The organism is Nocardioides sp. Z30_9, from assembly GCF_058215735.1.
Genome location: NZ_JBZAJF010000001.1, coordinates 176,303 through 195,305, shown reverse-complemented (window position 1 = coordinate 195,305; position 19,003 = coordinate 176,303). Strand labels below are relative to the sequence as shown.

The 19,003-nt window shown below is 71.0% G+C and carries 20 protein-coding genes; 12 read left to right on the top strand and 8 right to left on the bottom strand.

The genetic code is table 11. The features are described from left to right. Positions 1 to 791 precede the first annotated feature (791 nt). Positions 792 to 1,421, top strand: a complete 630-nt coding sequence (locus tag AC4BGB_RS00985; protein ID WP_490544097.1) for a GyrI-like domain-containing protein — start codon at positions 792 to 794, stop codon at positions 1,419 to 1,421. 9 nt (positions 1,422 to 1,430) lie between these two features. Further along, a complete protein-coding gene (locus tag AC4BGB_RS00980; protein ID WP_490544096.1) occupies positions 1,431 to 2,702 on the top strand; it encodes a competence/damage-inducible protein A in 1,272 nt (423 codons plus the stop codon). A 3-nt stretch (positions 2,703 to 2,705) separates the two neighbouring features. Here the strand turns inward: AC4BGB_RS00980 and AC4BGB_RS00975 are convergent, their stop codons facing one another. Continuing rightward, a complete protein-coding gene (locus tag AC4BGB_RS00975) occupies positions 2,706 to 3,074 on the bottom strand; it encodes a TraR/DksA family transcriptional regulator (RefSeq protein WP_490544095.1) in 369 nt (122 codons plus the stop codon). A 22-nt stretch (positions 3,075 to 3,096) separates the two neighbouring features. Continuing rightward, positions 3,097 to 5,397, bottom strand: coding sequence for an LPXTG cell wall anchor domain-containing protein (locus AC4BGB_RS00970; RefSeq protein ID WP_490544094.1), 2,301 nt, complete (start codon positions 5,395 to 5,397; stop codon positions 3,097 to 3,099). Positions 5,398 to 5,626: 229 nt separating this feature from the next. On the opposite strand from AC4BGB_RS00970, the gene AC4BGB_RS00965 reads away from it, so the two are divergent. Genes AC4BGB_RS00965 through AC4BGB_RS00950 form a run of 4 tightly spaced genes read left to right on the top strand, consistent with a single transcriptional unit; the run spans position 5,627 to position 8,615 of the window. Continuing rightward, positions 5,627 to 5,992, top strand: a complete 366-nt coding sequence (locus tag AC4BGB_RS00965) for a hypothetical protein (RefSeq protein ID WP_490544093.1) — start codon at positions 5,627 to 5,629, stop codon at positions 5,990 to 5,992. A gap of 11 nt (positions 5,993 to 6,003) precedes the next feature. Then, a complete protein-coding gene (locus AC4BGB_RS00960; RefSeq protein WP_490544092.1) occupies positions 6,004 to 6,849 on the top strand; it encodes an SDR family oxidoreductase in 846 nt (281 codons plus the stop codon). Between the two features lie 9 nt (positions 6,850 to 6,858). After that, positions 6,859 to 7,563, top strand: a complete 705-nt coding sequence (locus AC4BGB_RS00955; protein WP_490544091.1) for a peptidylprolyl isomerase — start codon at positions 6,859 to 6,861, stop codon at positions 7,561 to 7,563. A 41-nt stretch (positions 7,564 to 7,604) separates the two neighbouring features. Beyond that, complete coding sequence (locus tag AC4BGB_RS00950) at positions 7,605 to 8,615, top strand: aldo/keto reductase family protein (RefSeq protein ID WP_490544090.1); 1,011 nt, start codon at positions 7,605 to 7,607, stop codon at positions 8,613 to 8,615. 56 nt (positions 8,616 to 8,671) lie between these two features. On the opposite strand, the gene AC4BGB_RS00945 is transcribed toward AC4BGB_RS00950, so the two are convergent. Next, positions 8,672 to 9,301 (bottom strand): hypothetical protein, encoded by a 630-nt coding sequence (locus AC4BGB_RS00945; protein ID WP_490544089.1) that lies wholly within the window; start codon positions 9,299 to 9,301, stop codon positions 8,672 to 8,674. 79 nt (positions 9,302 to 9,380) lie between these two features. On the opposite strand from AC4BGB_RS00945, the gene AC4BGB_RS00940 reads away from it, so the two are divergent. Beyond that, on the top strand, positions 9,381 to 10,202 hold the full coding sequence (locus tag AC4BGB_RS00940; protein WP_490546765.1) for a formate dehydrogenase accessory sulfurtransferase FdhD: 822 nt from the start codon (positions 9,381 to 9,383) through the stop codon (positions 10,200 to 10,202). Positions 10,203 to 10,229: 27 nt separating this feature from the next. Continuing rightward, positions 10,230 to 11,093 (top strand): hypothetical protein, encoded by an 864-nt coding sequence (locus AC4BGB_RS00935; RefSeq protein ID WP_490544088.1) that lies wholly within the window; start codon positions 10,230 to 10,232, stop codon positions 11,091 to 11,093. On the opposite strand, the gene AC4BGB_RS00930 is transcribed toward AC4BGB_RS00935, so the two are convergent. The 5 genes from AC4BGB_RS00930 to AC4BGB_RS00910 form a co-directional block, all read right to left on the bottom strand. Then, positions 11,083 to 12,417, bottom strand: a complete 1,335-nt coding sequence (locus tag AC4BGB_RS00930; protein WP_490544087.1) for a cytochrome P450 — start codon at positions 12,415 to 12,417, stop codon at positions 11,083 to 11,085. The two genes, AC4BGB_RS00935 and AC4BGB_RS00930, sit on opposite strands and share 11 nt — an antisense overlap. Before the next feature lie 36 nt (positions 12,418 to 12,453). Then, the gene (locus AC4BGB_RS00925) at positions 12,454 to 12,927 is read right to left on the bottom strand and encodes a GNAT family N-acetyltransferase (RefSeq protein WP_490544086.1); all 474 of its coding nucleotides are present in this window, start codon (positions 12,925 to 12,927) and stop codon (positions 12,454 to 12,456) included. A 28-nt stretch (positions 12,928 to 12,955) separates the two neighbouring features. Further along, a complete protein-coding gene (locus tag AC4BGB_RS00920; RefSeq protein WP_490544085.1) occupies positions 12,956 to 13,651 on the bottom strand; it encodes a class I SAM-dependent methyltransferase in 696 nt (231 codons plus the stop codon). A 118-nt stretch (positions 13,652 to 13,769) separates the two neighbouring features. Beyond that, a complete protein-coding gene (locus tag AC4BGB_RS00915; protein WP_490544084.1) occupies positions 13,770 to 14,267 on the bottom strand; it encodes a thioesterase family protein in 498 nt (165 codons plus the stop codon). 69 nt (positions 14,268 to 14,336) lie between these two features. Then, positions 14,337 to 15,383: an NAD(P)-dependent alcohol dehydrogenase gene (locus AC4BGB_RS00910; RefSeq protein ID WP_490546764.1), complete on the bottom strand. Its 1,047-nt coding sequence runs from the start codon at positions 15,381 to 15,383 to the stop codon at positions 14,337 to 14,339. Positions 15,384 to 15,447: 64 nt separating this feature from the next. Between AC4BGB_RS00910 and AC4BGB_RS00905 the strand changes: the two genes are divergently transcribed. The 4 genes from AC4BGB_RS00905 (at position 15,448) to AC4BGB_RS00890 (ending at position 19,002) form a co-directional block, all read left to right on the top strand. Beyond that, complete coding sequence (locus AC4BGB_RS00905) at positions 15,448 to 15,792, top strand: DUF2200 domain-containing protein (protein WP_490544083.1); 345 nt, start codon at positions 15,448 to 15,450, stop codon at positions 15,790 to 15,792. A 117-nt stretch (positions 15,793 to 15,909) separates the two neighbouring features. Further along, positions 15,910 to 16,818, top strand: a complete 909-nt coding sequence (locus tag AC4BGB_RS00900) for a S1C family serine protease (RefSeq protein WP_490544082.1) — start codon at positions 15,910 to 15,912, stop codon at positions 16,816 to 16,818. A gap of 30 nt (positions 16,819 to 16,848) precedes the next feature. Next, entirely contained in the window at positions 16,849 to 17,322 is a 474-nt protein-coding gene (locus AC4BGB_RS00895) for an XdhC family protein (RefSeq protein ID WP_490544081.1), read from the top strand. A gap of 33 nt (positions 17,323 to 17,355) precedes the next feature. Further along, complete coding sequence (locus tag AC4BGB_RS00890) at positions 17,356 to 19,002, top strand: bifunctional 3'-5' exonuclease/DNA polymerase (RefSeq protein WP_490544080.1); 1,647 nt, start codon at positions 17,356 to 17,358, stop codon at positions 19,000 to 19,002. Position 19,003 lies beyond the last annotated feature (1 nt).

The window sequence follows — 19,003 nt, the reverse complement described above, 5'->3', positions numbered from 1 at the left end:
ATCGGGTTTTGTCGAGCCAGACGACCGGGTGACCCTCGCAGTCATGCTGCTCGCTGGCGCAGCGCTCGCCGCAACGGGCCTGAGTCTCGCGACTTCGCGAGCGCTGGTGACTTCGTCAGGAATTCGATACCGAAGCGGGCTGATTCGAGCCCACGTCCCCGCACAAGAGATAGTCGGCTTCGGCCTAGGACCAGGCTCGGGTGCGCCACCACCACGAGTGGCCTACGTGGTTCACCGGCGCGACCGAAAACCTCTGAGGCTCGTTGGCGTCCAACAGTGGAACTCGAACAACGCACGCACACGAATGGGGAGTGAAACTGTTCGCGTCGCCGACTTGCTTGGCCTGCCCCGGGAGCAGAGCACGTAGCGCCCGAGAACAGCTCAACGGCTCGTCAACGTCCGCATCTGCCGCGATCTGCTCTGTGCGCTGAGTGATGGTGCCGGGCTCTGGGGCTCGTCAGGTGGTGGCCCTTGATTAGTAGTTGCATATCAGACCACGGGCCCCAACAGGCCCAGTCCACAAGTGCAAACAAAGAGCCCCGCCGAGGCTGCAACCTCGCGGGGCATGGCCGGATCAGGGGTAACTGATGCCGACGTTCAAAGCGTACCTATCAGGCTCGTCCGGAGGGATCGGAAATCCGGCCCCAACGGGTGGCATGCGCGACGCTGTGGTGGAGTGGCAACGTCGCGGAGCACCCCATCTGCACTTGGCTGTCTACTGGAATCGAACCGCCGATAAGGTACATTATGTCAACTTACGTAGTGCTGGGGCTCCAACCCCTCTCCCCGCGATGAAGACCGACTTCAAGAAGTCCCTGGACTGCTACCGGGCGAGAGCCGGTGAGTTCCGGGTCGTCGAGGTGCCGACGCTGCAGTACCTGATGGTCGACGGCCACGGCGATCCGAACACCAGCGTCGAGTACGCCGACGCGATCGCCGCGCTGTACCCGGTCGCCTACAAGCTCAAGTTCGCCAGCAAGCGCCGGCTGGACCGCGACTACGTCGTACCGCCGCTGGAGGCGCTGTGGTGGGCCGGCGACATGGCGACGTTCACGACCGCGCGCGACAAGTCCCAGTGGGACTGGACCGCGATGCTGATGGTGCCCGACTGGATCACCGAACACCTGTTCGAGGAAGCTCTTGCAGTGGTATCGGCCGGTGACCGTCCGGCGAGCCTCGACCGGGTCCGGATGGAGACGCTCCACGAGGGCACCTGCGTGCAGACCCTCCACGTCGGCCCGTACGACGCCGAGGCCGCCGTGCTCAGCGAGCTGCACGACCACGTGATCCCCGAGCAGGGACTGCGGCTGACCGGCAGGCACCACGAGATCTACCTCAGCGACCCTCGTCGGGTGGAGCCGGCGAAGCTGCGCACGATCCTGCGCCAGCCGGTCGAGCCGGTCTCCGGGACCGCTCCCTAGGATCGACCCATGGGCACTCGTGCAGGCATCGTCGTCACCGGCACCGAGGTGCTCACCGGACGCGTCAGCGACCGCAACGGCCCGTGGCTGGCCGAGCAGTTGCTCGGGCTCGGCGTCGACGTCGGCCAGATCGTCGTCGTCGGTGACCGTCCCGACGACCTGCGCCGGGCGCTGGCCTACCTCGCGGCCGACCACGACCTGGTGATCACCACCGGCGGGCTCGGCCCCACGGCCGACGACCTCACCGCCGAGATCGTCGCCTCGTTCCAGGGACGCGAACCCGAGCTCGACACCGACCTGGAGCTGGAGATCGCCGGGATCGTCGCGCGTCTCAACGCCGCCCGCGGCCGGGTGACCGACCCGGAGGCCACCGCGGCCGGTACCCGCAAGCAGGCCTGGGTCCCCCGCGGCGCCTCTGTCCTGCCCCCGGTCGGCACGGCTCCCGGTCTCGTCGTACCCGTGGCTGACGGGCGCGACGGCCCGCCCGTGCTGGTGCTGCCCGGACCTCCCGGCGAGCTCCAGGGCATGTGGCCCGCGGCCCTGGAGGACGAGGTCGTCCGCGCCGCCATCGCCGGCCGCTCCGAGCTGCGCCAGTCGACGCTGCGGCTCTGGGGCACGGTGGAGTCCGAGCTCGCCGCGACGCTGCGCGACCACGAGGCCGAGCTGGCTGGCCTGGAGATCACCACCTGCCTGCGCGAAGGTGAGCTGGAGATCGTCACCCGCTACTCCCCTGACTCCGCCGACGCCTACGCCGCCCTGGTGGCCGCGGTCCGGGGCCGGCACGGCGAGACGCTCTTCTCCGCGGACGGCCGCACCATCGACGAGCTCGTCGCGGACGCCCTCCTGGAGCGCGGGTGGACGATCGCCACGGCCGAGTCGTGCACCGCGGGCCTCCTGGCGGGTCGGCTCGCAGACCGGGCCGGCTCCTCGGCGTACCTCCTCGGTGGGCTGGTGACCTACGCCAACGAGGCGAAGCGCGACCTGCTCGGAGTCCCCCAGCAGCTGCTCGACACCGTGGGCGCGGTGAGCGCCGAGGTCGCGCAGGCGATGGCTGACGGCGCCCGGGAACGCGTGGGCACCACGATCGGCGTCGGGATCACCGGCATCGCCGGCCCGGGTGGGGGTACGCCGGAGAAGCCGGTCGGACTGGTGCACCTGTGTGTCTCCACCGCGGACCGCACCATCTCGCGCCGGGTCGTCCTGCCGGGTTCGAGGGCCGGCGTCCGGGCCCGCTCCGTGGTCGTCGCGCTGCACCTGCTCCTCGAGCTGCTTGAGGCCTGATCCTCAACCAGCACAGGCGATGCAGGTGCGCGCCGTGGGACGTGCCTCCAGCCGTGCCGGTGCGATCGGCCGGTGGCAGCTCTCGCAGATGCCGTAGATGCCGCCCTCCACCTTCCGCAGTGCGGCGTCGATCTCCACCAGGTGCTGCTCGGCCTGACGGATCAAGGCTCCGGTCTGTGACCGCTCCCACGCGATGGTCTGACCCTCGGGATCGTGCTCGTCGTCGGCGTTCGTGTCCCGGCTCGCGTCGACCACACCGGTGAAGTCCTCCCGCAGGGCGGCCAGTCGCTCTCGCGTGTCGGCCCTCTCCCCTTCGAGTCTCCGCGCCGCACCTCCGGCGTCCACGTGCGGGGGCTTCGGGGTCTCCGGCATACCCCGACCCAACCACGCCGCATCAGCTCGAGGTGGTGCCGCGTCGCCCGACCAGGAGCAGGAACGCACCGCCGAGCACCAGGCACCCCCCGAGACCGCCGAGCCAGCGGTCGGACGCGGCGCCCGTCGCCGGCAACACCTCCGCCACGACCCCGACCTGCACTGAGCCCGAGCCGTTGCCCGAGCCGCCCGCACCCGGCCCGGCAACGGTACTGGGGTTCCGGCGGCAGTCCACGTAGATCGTGCGGCTGCCCAGGACCTCGCCGTTGGCAAGGAGATCGATGACGACGTTCCGGTCCTCATACGGCTCTAGGTCACCGACGATCGTCGTCACGTCACCGCCGTACAGCGGCGCGCTCACCTGCTCGACCCCGCCATTGACGAGCACGGTGAACACCACCGACGAGGCGGGATCTCCGTCGTTGGCCAAGGTCGCGGTCGCGGACCCCGGCGGACACTGAAGAGCAGCAACCGCGACCCTGGGGACGGCTGTCTGGTCGCAGTCCGGCGTCGGGGTGTAGGTGGCGACGAGTTCACCGTCGACGAACACCTCGATGGTGATGGTCTGGTCCTCGAACTGCGCGATGCTGTCGGTCTTGGTCTCCGTCTCCCCAGCAGCGACGACGAGCGGATCGCCGAACGGCTCGCCGTCGATCGACGTGGTGACCGTGATCGCCTCTTCACCGTTGTTCGTGGCCGTGATGGTGGCGAGCGCGTCGGGACCGTCGCAGGCCAGCTCCGCAAGGATCTCGACCCCGGGCGGGGGTGGGGCACAGTCGACGGTGACGACCTTGCTGGCGACCGCGGCGCCGCCGGAGCGCGCCTCGATCGGGAACGGATCGCTCCCTCGACTTGCGAGAAGATCGCTGGACAGCGCCACCGTCTGGCTCTCCCCAGGCGCGACAGGGCCAACGGTTTGATCGAACTCGCCGTCGATGTAGAAGTCGACGATCGCCTGGTCGGTTGCGTCCGCCGCGTTCGAGACGGTGGCCTGGACACGCGGGACGACGCCGTCGCACTCGACGTCCGCGATCAACGCCGACGGCAGCGGACCCGGGTCCGGGTCGGGTGACTGTTGGCAGTCCGGCGTCGGGGTGTAGGTGGCGACGAGATCACCGTCGACGAACACCTCGATGGTGACGGTCTGGTCCTCGAACTGCGAGATGTTGTCGGTCTTGGTCGCTGTCCCCCCAGCAGCGACGACGAGCCCTTCGCCGAACGGCTCGCCGTCGATCGACGTGGTGACCGTGACCGCCTCTTCACCGTTGTTCGTGGCCGTGACGGTGGCAATCGCGTCGGGACCGTCGCACGTCACTTCCGCATTGATCTCGACCTCCGGCGGCGTGGGCTCGGCACAGTCGACGGTGACGACCTTGCTGGTGAGCACGGTGCCGCCGGTGCGTGCCTCGATCGGGAACGGGTCGGTCCCTCGAGCTGCCAGACTGGCGCTGGACAGTGCCACCGTCTGGGTGTCCCCGGGCGCGACCGTGACCCTTTGATCGAAATCGCCGTCGATGAAGAAGTCGACGATCGCCTGGTCGGTTGCGTCCGCCGCGTTCGAGACGGTGGCCTGGACACGCGGGACGACGCCGTCGCACTCGACGTCCGCGATCAAGGCCGACGGCAGCGGGCCCGGGTCCGGAGCCACCTCGCAACCGTTGTTCAAGATGGCCTGACCCTCTGGCCAGTTCCGTCCCTCCGGCACCGTGGGGATCGGCGGGATGATGTCACCCCACGATGCTGGCCCGTCGGGGGTGAAGATCGGGCCGTTGTGCTGGCGCGCGTGCCCCTCCGCCTGTGGGATCGTCACCGTCTGCTGGTTGTACGGATTGGTCCGCGATCCCGTCCGGTGACAGATCGTCACCCTCCTCGGAGGCGCCGCGAGAGCCAGTTCCCGTACCGCCTCGTCGGGCGCGGGTTCGACGCTGTTATCCGTATCCTCCGGCTCCGCCGCTACAGATGGCTCAGGCTCCGCAGACGGCCCATCGGTCGCCTCGTCGCCCGGCTCGGCCGTCGGTTCGGCCGTCGGTTCGGCAGCCGGCTCCTCCGGTTCGGGTCCAGCGGTCGCCGCGTCGGTGGGACCCGCAGCCGGTTCCGACGCCGGTTCAGTGCCTGGGCCAGCGCTCAGATCCCCGGTCGACGCTGCTCCCGCATCGGGCTGGCTGTCCTCGGCAGCGGCCGCCACCGGCACCAGCAGGGCCAACGCAAGAGGCACCGCTACCAAGGAGACGAGGAGCTCCCGAGAACGCACCGACACGGCGACACGGATGGCGCGGATGGCGCGGAGGGCGCGGAACTCATGAGAGTTGTGATCTTTGTCCACCACAGACACCTTCCCGAGAGGATCGCGGGGCAATGCCCGTATCGCCCGCTTCAGCAGCGTGGCACCGGCCTCATAGCGCATCAAGGGCGCAGCGGGGCGCCGATGGGTCCGGACTGGCCCAGCCCTGCCCAGGCATTGACAGCCTGTTTGATGCGGCGGAATCTGAAACGTTGACGCACAGCCCGGTCAACGGGTGACCTGTCTTGGGGTGGAGTCCTAGATTTTGCAGATGTTGTACTCCAAGCTGATCACCCTCGCCACCGCCGGCTACGGCGCGTATGCGGCTGCCAAGCCGCGCCACCTCGCGGACGCGCTCCAGGCACCGCAGGACCAGGCCCCGGCCTTCGACCGGATGGCCTACACCTATGCCGGCCGCGACCTGTCCATCTCCGGGATCGCGCTGGCGTCGAAGAACCCTTCGGTGATCAGCGCGATGATGGCCCTGCGGATCCTGGGCGACCTCTCCGACGCCCTGGTCCTGAGCACGGGCACCTCGAAGCCGGACGTGCGGAAGAAGGTGCTCGCGGTGACCCTCGGTTGGGCGGCACTGAACACCGCGGCGCTGGTCGCCGACCGCCGCGCGCTGAAGAGCTGAGCCACTCCCCCGTGACAACGGCTCTCGTCACCGGCGCCTCCTCGGGGATCGGCCGAGCCACCGCGCAGCTGCTCCTCGAGCGCGGGCACCGCGTCATCGGCACCAGCCGTGACCCGGGCTCGATCCCCGGGGACGACCGTCTCGCGGGGGTGGACTACCGGCCGCTCGACCTCACCGACCTGGCCGGGGTCGATGCCTTCGTCGACGCCCTGTCCGCGGACGGCATCGCCGTCGACATCGTGGTCAACAACGCTGGTGAGTCCCAGAGCGGACCGCTGGAGGACCTCCCGGTGGACGCCCTCGAGCGGCTGTTCCGCCTCAACGTGCTCGGTCCCGTCCGCCTGACCCAGCTGCTGCTCCCCCGCATGCGCCAGCGCGGCTTCGGCCGGGTGGTGATGGTCGGGTCGATGCTGGCCAGCTTCCCGCTCGCCTACCGGTCGTCGTACGTCGCCACCAAGGCCGCCATCAAAGGGTTCGCCACCGCGGCGCGCTACGAGGTGGCGCCGTACGGCGTGTGGCTGACGACCGTCGAGCCCGGTTCGATCAACACCGGGATCAGCGAGCGCCGCACCAGGTACATCGCCGAGGACTCCCCCCACCTCGACCGGTTCCGCACCATGCTGCGCATCCTGGACGCCAACGAGCGCTCCGGCATCACCCCGGAGCAGGTCGCGGAGACGATCGTGCGCGCGATCGAGGCAGCGGAGCCGGCTCCGCTGTACGCCGTCGGCAGCAACGCCGGCGCGGTCTTCGCCCTGCGGCGCGCCCTCCCCCGCTCGCTGGTCGAGACCGTGATCTCACGGAAGTTCGGGCTCACCCGCACGCCGGTGCCCACCGGCTCGGGCCCCGGTGGCTAGCATCGCCGGGTGACTTCCCTACGTCGACTCTCCCTGCTGTTCGTGCTCCCGATCCTCGCCCTCTCGGCTGCATGCGGCAGCGACGAGGCGAAGACGCCGAAGAGCGAGAGCTCCGACTGCAGCTACACCGAGGACGGGACCGCGGCCAAGCCGGTCGACCCGCCCTCGGGCGACCTGGACGAGGACGCGCCGAAGGAGATCACCATCGGCACCGACCAGGGCGACGTGAAGGTCAGCCTCGACCTCGACAAGGCGCCGTGCACCGTGAACTCGTTCCTGTCGCTGGCCAAGCAGGGCTACTTCGACAACACCGTGTGTCACCGGCTGACCGACGAGGGCATCTTCGTGCTCCAGTGCGGCGACCCGTCGGCGACGGGCAGCGGCGGCCCCGGCTACTCCGTCGACGACGAGCTCGTGGAGAACGACCCCCGCCTGCAGCCGTGCGAGGTGGACGCCGCCACCGGTACCGAGGTGTGCACCTACACCGCGGGCACCCTGGCGATGGCGAACGCGGGCCTCCCGGACACCAACGGCTCGCAGTTCTTCCTGGTCTACAAGGACTCCCCCCTGCCTGCGGCGTACACCCCCTTCGGCCGGATGAGTGCCGCGGGCCTGAAGGTCGTGCAGAAGATCGCCGCCGCCGGCACCAAGGAGCCGGACGCCACCGGCAACACGGCCCCCAACACCCCGGTGACCATCACCTCGGTGAAGTAACCCCGCAGGCGGGGCCTTCGCCGGGTTTGTATGGTCGATCCATGGAATTCCGATACCTCGGCAACTCAGGCCTCAAGATCTCAGAGATCACCTACGGCAACTGGCTCACCCACGGCTCCCAGGTCGAGAACGACGTCGCCACGCAGTGCGTGCGCGCCGCGCTCGACGAGGGCATCAGCACCTTCGACACCGCTGACGTCTACGCGAACACCAAGGCCGAGTCGGTGCTCGGCGACGCCCTCAAGGGCGAGCGACGCGAATCGCTGGAGATCTTCACCAAGGTCTACTGGCCCACCGGTCCGGGCGGCAAGAACGACACCGGCCTGTCCCGCAAGCACATCATGGAGTCGATCAACGGGTCCCTGACCCGGTTGCAGACCGACTACGTCGACCTCTACCAGGCACACCGCTACGACACCGAGACCCCGCTCGAGGAGACGATGCAGGCCTTCGCCGACATCGTCCGCCAGGGCAAGGCGCTCTACATCGGCGTCAGCGAGTGGACCGCCGACCAGATCCGCGACGGCCACGCGCTGGCCAAGGACCTCGGCATCCAGCTGATCTCCTCCCAGCCGCAGTACTCCATGCTGTGGCGGGTCATCGAGGACGAGGTGGTCCCCACCTGTCACGAGCTCGGCATCTCCCAGATCGTCTGGTCGCCGATCGCCCAGGGCGTGCTGAGCGGGAAGTACCTTCCCGGCCAGGCACCGCCGCAGGGCTCGCGCGCCACCGACGAGAAGGGCGGCGCGAACATGATCAAGCGGTTCATGGACGACGACGTGCTCACCCGCGTGCAGGCGATCAAGCCGGTGGCCGAGGAGCTCGACCTCACCATGGCCCAGCTCGCCGTCGCGTGGGTGCTGCAGAACGAGAACGTCGCCGCAGCCCTCGTCGGGGCCTCGCGGCCTGAGCAGGTCAGCGAGAACGTCAAGGCCGCCGGGGTGAAGATCCCCGCGGAGCTGATGGCGAAGATCGACGACGCGCTGGGCGACGTCGTGGAGCGTGACGGCGCCAAGACCGCGGAGAACTCACCGCAGACCCGGGTCGCCTGAGCCAGCCTGGGCACGGCCTGGACACCATCGGGCGGGCCTCGCCGTCGGCTGACCTGTCAGCCGGCGGCGCGGCAGCTCTCGAACATGGTGTGCTTCACAAGCGATGCCCACCTGCCCGACAGCTCGCCGGGCGCGACGTCCGCCTCGACCCGCTCGGTGGGCGTCGCAGTGACCACGCTGCCGTCCACGGCGTACGACGTCCGCAGAATGTCCCACGTGGGCGAGGAGCCGGCCGGCTTGTGCGGGACCGCCTCGGTGACCACCACTCCCCCGGTCCCGCAGTCGACGCTCAGCGGGTGCTCCTGCACGTCGGTGGCCGTGAACGGCACCAGCGGACGTCCTTCGACCTCCAGCTCGGTCCAGGCCCCCTCGTCGGGTGCGAACAGCCGGACCTGGAACCCACCACGCGGGTGGTCCTGGCGGATGGCGAACAACGGACCCTGCAGCCCCGGCACGTCCACCTTGAACGACTCGGTCACCGGGGGCTCACCGGCGGGCAGGGTCGGAGAACCGGTCGGGGTGGGCGGCACCGAGGCCTCCGTCGACGTCGACTCGGACGTCGACGTGCCGTCCCCGGCCGAGCCGCACCCTGCCAGCAGGACCGCTGCCACGAGGGCAACCACGAGAAGAACCAGTCTGCGCACCATGGGGATGGGACGCACGCGGTCGCCGAACGGTTCCGTCATGGCGTCACCGTAGTCCGCAACCGTCCCAGCCCCCGGGTCCGCCCCCGTGTCGGCGTCTAGAGTCGGCCACGTGAGCACGATGAAGTCCAGGCGGCCAGGCCCCTCGGTGCGCATCCGCGTCGTGGAGCACCGTGACGGCTCCCGGCTCGAGCACGAGGACCGGGTGGCCACCGAAGAACCGCTGGAGATCCGGGTGGCGGCACCGGGCCTGCCCGCCCAGCGGGTCGCGGTCACCATGCGCACCCCCGGGCAGGACTTCGAGCTCGCCGCGGGCTGGCTGGTCCACGAGGGCGTGACCACGCCTGAGGCGATCGCCGCGGTGAAGTACTGCACCGACTCGACGCTCTCCGACCTCGAGGAGTTCAACGTCGTCACGGTCGACCTCGCCGCTCCTCCGCTGACGCTGCCCACCGCCCGGCTGGTCAACTCGGCGTGCGGGGTGTGCGGGACCGAGACGGTCCAGGACGTGCTCGCGGCCGCCAGGCCGGCCGAGCCGGTGACCCTGGCCCGCGACGTGCTGCTGTCCCTGCCCGACCGGCTTCGCGAGCACCAGCCCGGGTTCGACCGGACCGGAGGCCTGCACGCGGCCGGCCTGTTCACCGCGACGGGGGCCGCGGTCGTCGTACGCGAGGACGTGGGGCGCCACAACGCGGTGGACAAGGCCGTCGGCGCCCGCATCCTGGCCCGCGAACCGGTGCCGCCGGTGCTCACGCTCAGCGGCCGGGTGGGCTTCGAGCTGGTGCAGAAGGCCGTGGTCTCCGGGGTCTCGGCGATCGTGGCCGTCGGCGCCCCCACCTCCCTGGCGACCTCGCTGGCCCGCGACGCCGGGCTCCTGCTCGCCGGGTTCACCCGCGCCTCGCGCTGCGTGGTGTACGCCGGCGGCGACCGGGTCACGGACTGACGACCGTCCTTCCCGTAGCGTCTGCCCGTGCCCTCCACTGCCCCGCGTGACGACTCGACCGCCCGGCGACTGCTCGACGCGCAGGTCGCGCACCACCTCGACCGGCTCAGCGGCGACCTGCTCGCACCGACGCTGTCCCATCTCGCCACCGAGCTGCTGGGCGCCGTCGGACAGCACCGGCTCGACGACCTCCTCGACCGGGACGCGGTCACCACCGTGGTGGTCGGGGCCCTCGACCACGCCCTGCGCAGGGAGCACCTCGAACAGGTCCTCGACGAGCTTCCCGGGCACCTGCCCGTGGTCGAGCAGGCCCTCGAGCAGCTGACCACCGGCCCGGAGGTCGGCCTGATGGCCTCGCGGTTCATGGGTCGCATCGTCGGTGAGGTGCTCCAGGCCAACAAGGCGGTCACCGACAAGGTCCCCGGCCTGGGGTCGCTGATGTCGTTCGGCACCAGCGCCGCCTCGAAGATGATGGGCGCCGCCGACAAACAGTTCGAGGGACTCATCGGGGACACGATGGGCAAGGGCGGCACCTTCGCCGTACGCCGCCTCAACCGGATCCTGGTCGAGACGCTCCGCGACCCGACCACCCACGACGCCGTCCTGGAGGCCTGGGACCTGCTCACCGAGGAACAGGGCCGCGACGAAGGTGTCGCACGGCTGGCGGACGTGGTCGTGGAGGGGTTCTTCGACCGGTTCGGGCAGCGCACCGCGACCGAGCTGCTCGAGGAGCTCGACCTCGACCAGGAGGACCTGGTCGAGGACGTGGTCCGGGTGGCCCCACGGGTCGTCGAGGTGCTGCGCGAGAGCGGCGACCTGGAACGGGTCCTGCGCGCCGAGCTCGAGCCGTTCTACTCCTCGCCCGAGGTCGCTGCCCTGCTCAAGGGCTGAGCGTGACCGGCAGCTGCGCGTAGCCGCGCAGGATCCGGGTCCGCCTGCGGGTGGCGCCCTGTTCGAGGCGCAGGTCGGGGTAGCGCTCGAACAGTGTGCGCAGCCCCACCTCTCCCTCCATCCGGGCGAGCGCCGCGCCGAGGCAGTAGTGCCGGCCGGCGGAGAACGAGACGTGGTCGCGGGCGTTCTCCCGGGCGACGTCGAAGGTCTCGGGCCGGGGGAAGACTCCGGGGTCACGGTTGGCGCCCACCAGCAGCCCGACCATCACCGTGCCGCGGCGCATCGCGACACCACCGACCTCGGTGTCGGCCCTGACCATCCGCCCGGTGAGCAGCACCGGCGGGTCCAGGCGGAGCACCTCGTCGACGGCGTTGGGCCACAGGTCCGCGCGCTCGGCGAGCACCGTTCGCTGGTCGGGGTCAGCGGCGAGCATCGCGATGCCGTTGCCGAGCAGGTTCACGGTGGTCTCGAAGCCGGCCGCCAGGACCAGCCCGGCCGTGGACTTCAGCTCGGCGTCGGTGAGCCCGATGCCGTCCTCCTGGGCGGCGACGAGCTGGCTGAGCAGGTCGTCGCCCGGCTGCCGTCGCAAGCCCGCGAGGTGCTGGTCGAGCCACTGGTCGAACTCGCGCAGCGCGGACTCGACGTGGCGGAACTCCCGCCAGGACAGGCCGAGGTCGAGGCTGGGCGCGGCGGCCTCACCGAACCGGAGGACCTGGTCGCGGTCCTTCTCCGGGACCCCGAGGATCTCGGCGATCACGGTGACCGGCAGCAGGCTGCAGTACGACGCGACGATGTCCGCGGGGCTGCTCGGGTCGATCCGGTCCAGGAGGCCGGTGGCGATCTCCTGCGTCCGGGCGCGCAGTTGCTCGACCGCGCGCACGCTGAAGACGCGCGAGACCAGCTTGCGGTAACGGGTGTGGTCCGGCGGCTCGGTCACCAGCAGCGACGGTGGCGTCAGCGGGCCCAGCGGCGCGTCCCGCATCGACCAGGCCTGCAGCCGCCCCAGCGCGCCCTCCCCCTCGACGGTGCCGAAGGCGGCGCGGGCGTCGGGGCTCGACAGCAGCTCCCGCACCGCTGCGTTGTCGGCGCTGACCGCGGCGTACCTCCCCCGGTAGACCGGCCCCTGCTCCCGCAGCTCGTCGAGGATCGGGTCGAGGTCGCTGCCCCGGCCGGAGTGGGTGGCGACGAACATCCGCCCGTGCAGGTCGCCTTGCCTGGCGGCCCGCCGGAGCACGGCACGCGGCAGCGCATGGCCGAGCGACCACCGCACGGCTGCGCGCGTCACGGGGACTGGACTCACGGGGACGGTGCGGAGCTGGGCCATGCGGATCCTCCGGGATCGGTGACGTGCTCGGGGAGGCTACAGCTCCCGTTCGTAGGCGACCATGGCCGGTCCGCCCTCGCCCTCGGTGCTCCGGAACCCGGCCGCCTCGTAGAGGCGCATGGCGAGCCGGTCATCCTCGCTGGTGATCAGGAACGCGTAGTCGGCGCCGAGCTCCCGCGCGACCCGCAGGGCCTCGGTGATCAGGTCCCGGCCGTGTCCGTGCCCGCGGTGCTCCGGTACGACGTAGAGCTCGGCCAGGTAGGCCTCCCCCGCCGTGCTCCACAGCGAGGGCTGCACCCGCATCACCGCGACGCCGACCGGTGCACCTTCCTCCGGCTCCCGGGTGAGCAGCACCGTGACCTGGTCCTGCGCCACCAGCTCGGCGAGCCGATGGGCCAGCCACTGGGGCGGCGGCGAGGGCTCGTCGTACTCCACGTTGAAGTCGTGCAGCAGCCGTGCGGCGTCGCGCACTCCTGCGTCGTCCGGGCCACCGGTCACCGTCTCGGTCATGGCCCCAGTGTGCCCGTGCCGGGCCGCCTCAGCGGCTGGAACGGCGCCGGGCGAGCAGGGTGGAGTCGGCGATGTGCATCGTCACACCGTCGCGGGTGGTCACCCTGGGTCGCTGCTCGGCCACGAGCACCTCGAAGTCCTCGGGCAGGGCGGGAAGGAGGTCCTCGGCGAGGAACATCGCCCGCCGGTGGCTCTCGGTGAGCTGGGTGTGCTCCTCGGACGGCTCGTGACCCACGACCAGGAGGTGGCCACCGGGCGCGACGGCCTCGGTGAGCCGGCGGGTCACCTCGACCATGCCGCCGTCCGGCGGGTGCAGGAAGTGAGTGCTGACCAGGTCGAAGGAATGCCCGGCCGGGTCGAAGGTGCGTGCGTCGACCTGCCACCAGTGGGTGCGGTCGGCGACGCCTGCCTGCTCGGCGTGCCGGGCCGCGCGGGCCAGTCCGTTGGCGGAGAAGTCCGCACCGGTGACCTCCCAGCCCTGCCGGGCCAGCCAGATCACGTCGCCGCCCTCGCCGCAGCCCACGTCGAGCGCGGTGCCCGGAGTCAGCTTCGAGGCCTCGGTGACCAGCTGCGGGTTGGGGTCACCGCTCCACATCTGGGCGTCGCCGGAGTACCGCTCCTCCCAGCCCGCGGGCTCGAAGAAGGAGGCGGCCTCCTCCTCGGTCATCGCGTGGCCGTGCCCGTGCTGCTGGTCGGGCTGGTCCTCGTGCTGGTGCCCACTCATGGTGACCGCTCCTTCGTCGTACGACGCCGGACTGCGTCTCCAGCACAGCATGCGGACCACCTGGAGCAGAAGCAAGGATGCTTGCCGTTCTGGCAAACGCCTGCCGGTTGGCCAGCGCTCAGCGCAGGGCGAGCGCCCCGCACACGTCCGGCTCCCAGGGCAGCTCGGACTGCTTGGCGATCTCGGCGTCGAGCGCCGCGGCCACGTGCTCGGGCCAGGGAGCGGTGAGGCGGGTCTCCATGTCGATGTGCAGGAAGATCTCCTCCATCACGAAGCTGAGCCGCTCGTTGGTGTCGTCGAGGAGGTAGACCAGCGCGTGCGCGGCCCGCTCGGATCGTCCTAGCAGCCGCACCCGCGAGGAGATGCTGGCGCCGGTCAGGAGCTCGGCGAGGTAGACCAGGTGGTGCTCGGCGGAGAAGCAGGCGTGCCCTTCCGCGGGCCAGTTCTGCGGGATCCCCAGCGCGACCAGGGACTCATCGAGCCCCTCGCTGGCGATGCCGGTGTAGTGCCTGACGTTGAGGTGCCCGTTGGCGTCCTCGAACGGCACCGGCACCGGCTGGACGGTGTAGGCGGGAAGGGCAGCGAGCTGCTCGTACGTGGGATGGGATGGGCGCACAAAATGTGAGATTACCGGGAGGCCGGGAGCGGCCTTCCCCCAGACCCCCGTCGCCGGCCCCCGAGTGACTCAGCCGAGCGTGGCCACGTCGATGACGAAGCGGTATCGGACGTCGGAGGCGAGCACCCGCTCGTAGGCCGCGTTCACCTGGTCCACCGAGATCACCTCGACCTCGGCCCCGATGTGGTGCTCGGCGCAGAAGTCCAGCATCTCCTGGGTCAGGGCGATGCCGCCGATCAGCGATCCGGCGAAGGACCGACGTGCCCCGATGAGCGATCCCACGCGCAGGCTGAGCGCCTCGGGCGGGACGCCGACGTTGACCAGGGTGCCGTCGACGGCGAGCATCCCGAGGTGGCGGTCGAGGTCGATCGCGGCGCTGACGGTGTTGAGGATCAGGTCGAAGTGCCCGCGCAGCTGCTTGAAGGTGCCCGGGTCCGAGGTGGCGTGGTAGTGGTCCGCGCCGAGGCGCAGCCCGTCCTCCTGCTTCTTCAGCGACTGCGAGAGCACCGTGACCTCGGCACCGAGGGCGTGCGCGATCTTGACCGCCAGGTGGCCCAGGCCACCGAGCCCCACCACTGCGACCTTCCTGCCCGGGCCGGCTCCCCACTTGCGCAGCGGCGCGTACGTCGTGATCCCCGCGCACAGCAGCGGCGCAGCCTCGGCCGAGCCGATGCCGGCGGGCACGGAGAGGACGTAGTCGGCGTCCACCACGACGTGGGTCGAGTAGCCGCCCTGCGTGGTGGTGCCGTCGCGGTCGGTGCCGGCGTACGTCGCGACCATGCCGTCCGTGCAGTACTGCTCGTCGCCGTTGCGGCAGTTGTCGCACTCGCCGCACGAGTTGACCATGCAGCCGACTCCGACCCGGTCGCCGACTGCGTGCCGGGTGACCCCGGACCCGACCTCGGTCACGGTGCCGACGATCTCGTGGCCGGGCACGACCGGGAACGGCTGGCGCCCCCAGTCGCCGTTGACGGTGTGGATGTCGGAGTGGCAGATCCCGGCGTACTCGATCTCGATCAGGACGTCGTTGGCACCCACGTCCCGGCGTTCGATGGTGGTCGGGGCCAGCGGTGCACCAGCGGCGGGGGCGGCGTACGCGTTCACGAGCATGGTGATGTGAGGTCCTCGCGGTGGAAGTCGGGGCTCGCGGTCGTCCGAGCGCGGGCCTACGCTAGCGAAGATGAGCCGCATCTTCCGCGTCAGCGTCGCCTCGGTCTACCCGCACTACGTCAACAAGGTGGAGCGGAAGGGACGCACCCGGGCCGAGCTCGACCAGGTTTTCGAGTGGCTCACCGGTTTCGACGAGGCGGCCCTGCATGCGCACCTCGAAGCCGAGACCACCTTCGAGGACTTCTTCGCCGAGGCCCGGCTCAACCCGCTGGCGTCCTCGATCACCGGTGTCGTGTGCGGCGTGCGGGTGCAGGACATCGAGGACCCGTTGATGCAGAAGATCCGCTACCTGGACAAGCTCGTCGACGAGCTCGCCAAGGGCAAGGCACTGGAGAAGGTGCTGCGCACGGCCTAGCCCGAGCCGGCGAGAACCCCCGCGGCGTACCACTCCTCCCCTGTTCTGGGGATTCCTGGCTGCGCCCTCCGTGCCCAAGTCTTTGCTGACGCCGATCGGGTCAGGGGTGACGGAAACATGTCGGGACAGTGGCAACCTGCCGGTTCGAGAACCACGAGAGCGCTCCCCCTGATCGTGCTGGTGCTGATGATCGGGCTGCTGGCCGTCCTGGCCGGGCTGTACGCGCTCCACGACCAGGACAAACAGTCCCGCGCGCGGACCAGGGAGCTCGACCAGCGCGTCCTCCGGCTGACCCAGGAGCAGGAGGCGAGCCGGAAGGCCCTCTCGGAGATGGCCGGGTCGTCGTCGCGGCTCCAGGGCGAGGTCAGCCAGATGAAGGACGACGTGGGGGCGTTGCTCGACTCCGTCGGGGAGCTCGACTCCACCGTGCGGGACCAGGCCGAGCGCACCATCGACATCGCCAAGGTCTCCAAGGCGGCGCTGCCCTCCGTGGTCGTCGTCGAGTGTGGCGGCAGCCAGGGTTCGGGGTTCGCCGTGAGCGGGGCCCAGAGCACCGAGAGCACGACGTCGGTCCTGACCAACCATCACGTGGTCTCCGACTGCATGGGCGACGAGTTCGAGGTCGGCTCCAGAAGGGCGTCCACGACGTACGAGACGAGGCTCGTCTCCTGGGACGAGGAGCACGACCTGGCTCTCCTCGAGCTCGATGCCGACCTCCCCCCGCTCGAGGTTGCCGATACGCCGGAGAAGGGGGACTCGGTGGTGGCGATCGGAGCACCGCTGGGGCTGGAGGACAGCGTCACCGTCGGCGTCGTCTCCAACATGTCCAAGGAGTTCTTCCAGACCGACGCGGGCATCAACCCCGGCAACTCCGGTGGACCGCTGCTCGACCGGCACGGCAAGGTCCTGGGCGTCAACACGATGACGGCGGCCGACACCGACCTGATGACCTCGATCGAGGGCATCTCCTGGGCGGTCCGGATGGGTGTGGCCTGCCGCGCCGTGCTGACGTGCGGCACACCTTGACGTCGGCCCGGTGCGTGGCACGCTTGGGCGATGCCGACGCGCGAGCAGCCCTGGTCCGACGAGAACCCGGCGCCCGCCCGGGTCGTGGTGCTCACCCGCAACCCGATCTCCGAGGCCATCGCCACGATCGCGACCACCGCCGGTCGCGACGTCACCGTGATCGATGAGGACACCGACGGTCGTGGCGTCGCAGCACTGGCCGGACTCGGGCTGCGTGCGGGCGACGCGGTGGTGCTGTGTGACCACGACGCCCCGGACGCACCGCAGGTCCTGCGGGACGCACTCGCCTCCCCCGCGTCGTACGTCGCGATGATGGCCAGCCGCCGCCGCGCCGCGGGGTTGCAGGAGGACCTGGCGACCGAGGGCGTGGCGGGCCTGGAGAAGCTGCACGTCCCCGCCGGTCTCGACACCGGGGGCAAGGCCCCCGGCGAGATCGCGCTGTCGGTGGTCGCGGAGATCGTGGCGTGCTCCTACGGCCGCAGCGGCGGGCCGATGGCCGGCTGACCCCGTGCACGCCGCCGGTGTCAGGGTGTCCCCATGGCCCGGATCTCCCTCTCGCGACTCCCGGGAGACAGGGTCCTCGTCGTCGCCGACGGGGTCGAGCGCGAGCTGGGGACGGCCGAGCTGCCGGCGTACGTGCGCGAGCACGAGGCGGACCGGCCGCGCTGGGTCTGGGACGACACCGCCCGGTGGTACCCGCCCCTGCTGGCGGCCGGGGTGCGGGTCGAGCGCTGCCACGACCTGCGGCTGTGCCACCAGCTGCTGCTGGGGGCACCCGCCGTGGACGCGCGGTTGCTGGAGGGCTCGCAGTCGGAGCACTGGGACCGGCTCGGGCCGGCGACGCCTTCCGACCCGGCCCTGTTCGCCTCCGACGACGTCACCGAGCACCTGCGGGCCGACCTCGAGGACGCCCGTCAGCTCGCAGCGGTGGCGGCGTCGAGCGAGCCAGCTCGGCTCGGCCTGCTGCTGGCGGCGGAGTCCTCGGGAGCACTCGCCGCGGCCGAGATGACCCACGCGGGTGTGCCGTGGCGGGTGGAGGTCCACGAGCAGCTGCTCACCGACCTGCTCGGGCCGCGACCGCCGCGCGGCGCCCGGCCGGCGGGACTGGAGGCGCTGGCCGTCGAGGTGCGTGCCGCGTTCGAGGCGCCGAGGCTCAACCCCGACTCCAGGCCGGAGCTGCTGGCGGCGCTGCGTCGGGCCGGGCTGGACGTCGCGGACACCCGCGCCTCGTCGCTGCGCCACCTGGAGCACCCGGGCATCACCGCGCTGCTGCGCTACAAGCAGCTGGCGCACCTGTTCTCGACCAACGGGTGGGCCTGGATCGACGAGTGGGTCAGCGACGGCCGGTTCCGTCCGTCGTACCAGCCCGCCGGCTCGGCCACGGGTCGCTGGTCCTCCAACGGCGGCGGCGCGCTCTCCATCCCGGTGCAGGTCAGGCCCGCTGCCGTGGCCGACGACGGGTGGGTTTTCGTGGTCGCCGACGTCGCCCAGCTGGAGCCACGCGTTCTGGCCGGGATGAGCGGCGACCGGGCGCTGCTCCGCTCGGCCCGGGGCACCGACCTCTACGAGGGCATGGTCGAGGACGGCGCCGTGGCCACCCGGAACGCCGCCAAGCTGGGCCTGCTCGGGGCGATGTACGGCGCCACCCGGGGCGAGAGCGGGCGCCTGGTCGCCGGGCTGACCAAGCGATACCCCGACGCCTTCGGCCTGGTCGAGGAGGCGGCCCGTGCCGGCGAGCGGGGCGAGGTGGTGCACACGCTGCTGGGCCGGGGGTCGCCGAGCCCGGGCGAGGCGTGGGCGCACCTCGTCGAGGACCCCTCGGTCGACCCGGACCTGAGAGCCAACCGGCGACGCACGCACGGGCGGTTCACCCGCAACTTCGTGGTGCAGGGCACCGGCGCGGAGTGGGCGCTGTGCTGGATCGCCGACCTGCGCAACCGGCTCTGGCGCCTGAGCGCGGACGGCTCCCTGGTGTCGCGGCCGCACCTGGTGTTCTTCCTGCACGACGAGGTCGTCGTACACACCCCGGCAGCGCTCGCGGACGCGGTGGCCGAGCAGACCCACCAGGCGGCGGCGACGGCCGCGAGCCTGCTGTTCCGCGACGTCGCCGTCGACTTCCCGCTCAACGTCTCGATCGTGCGGTCGTACGCCGAGGCCGGCAAGCCGGGCGCGACCCCCACCTGAT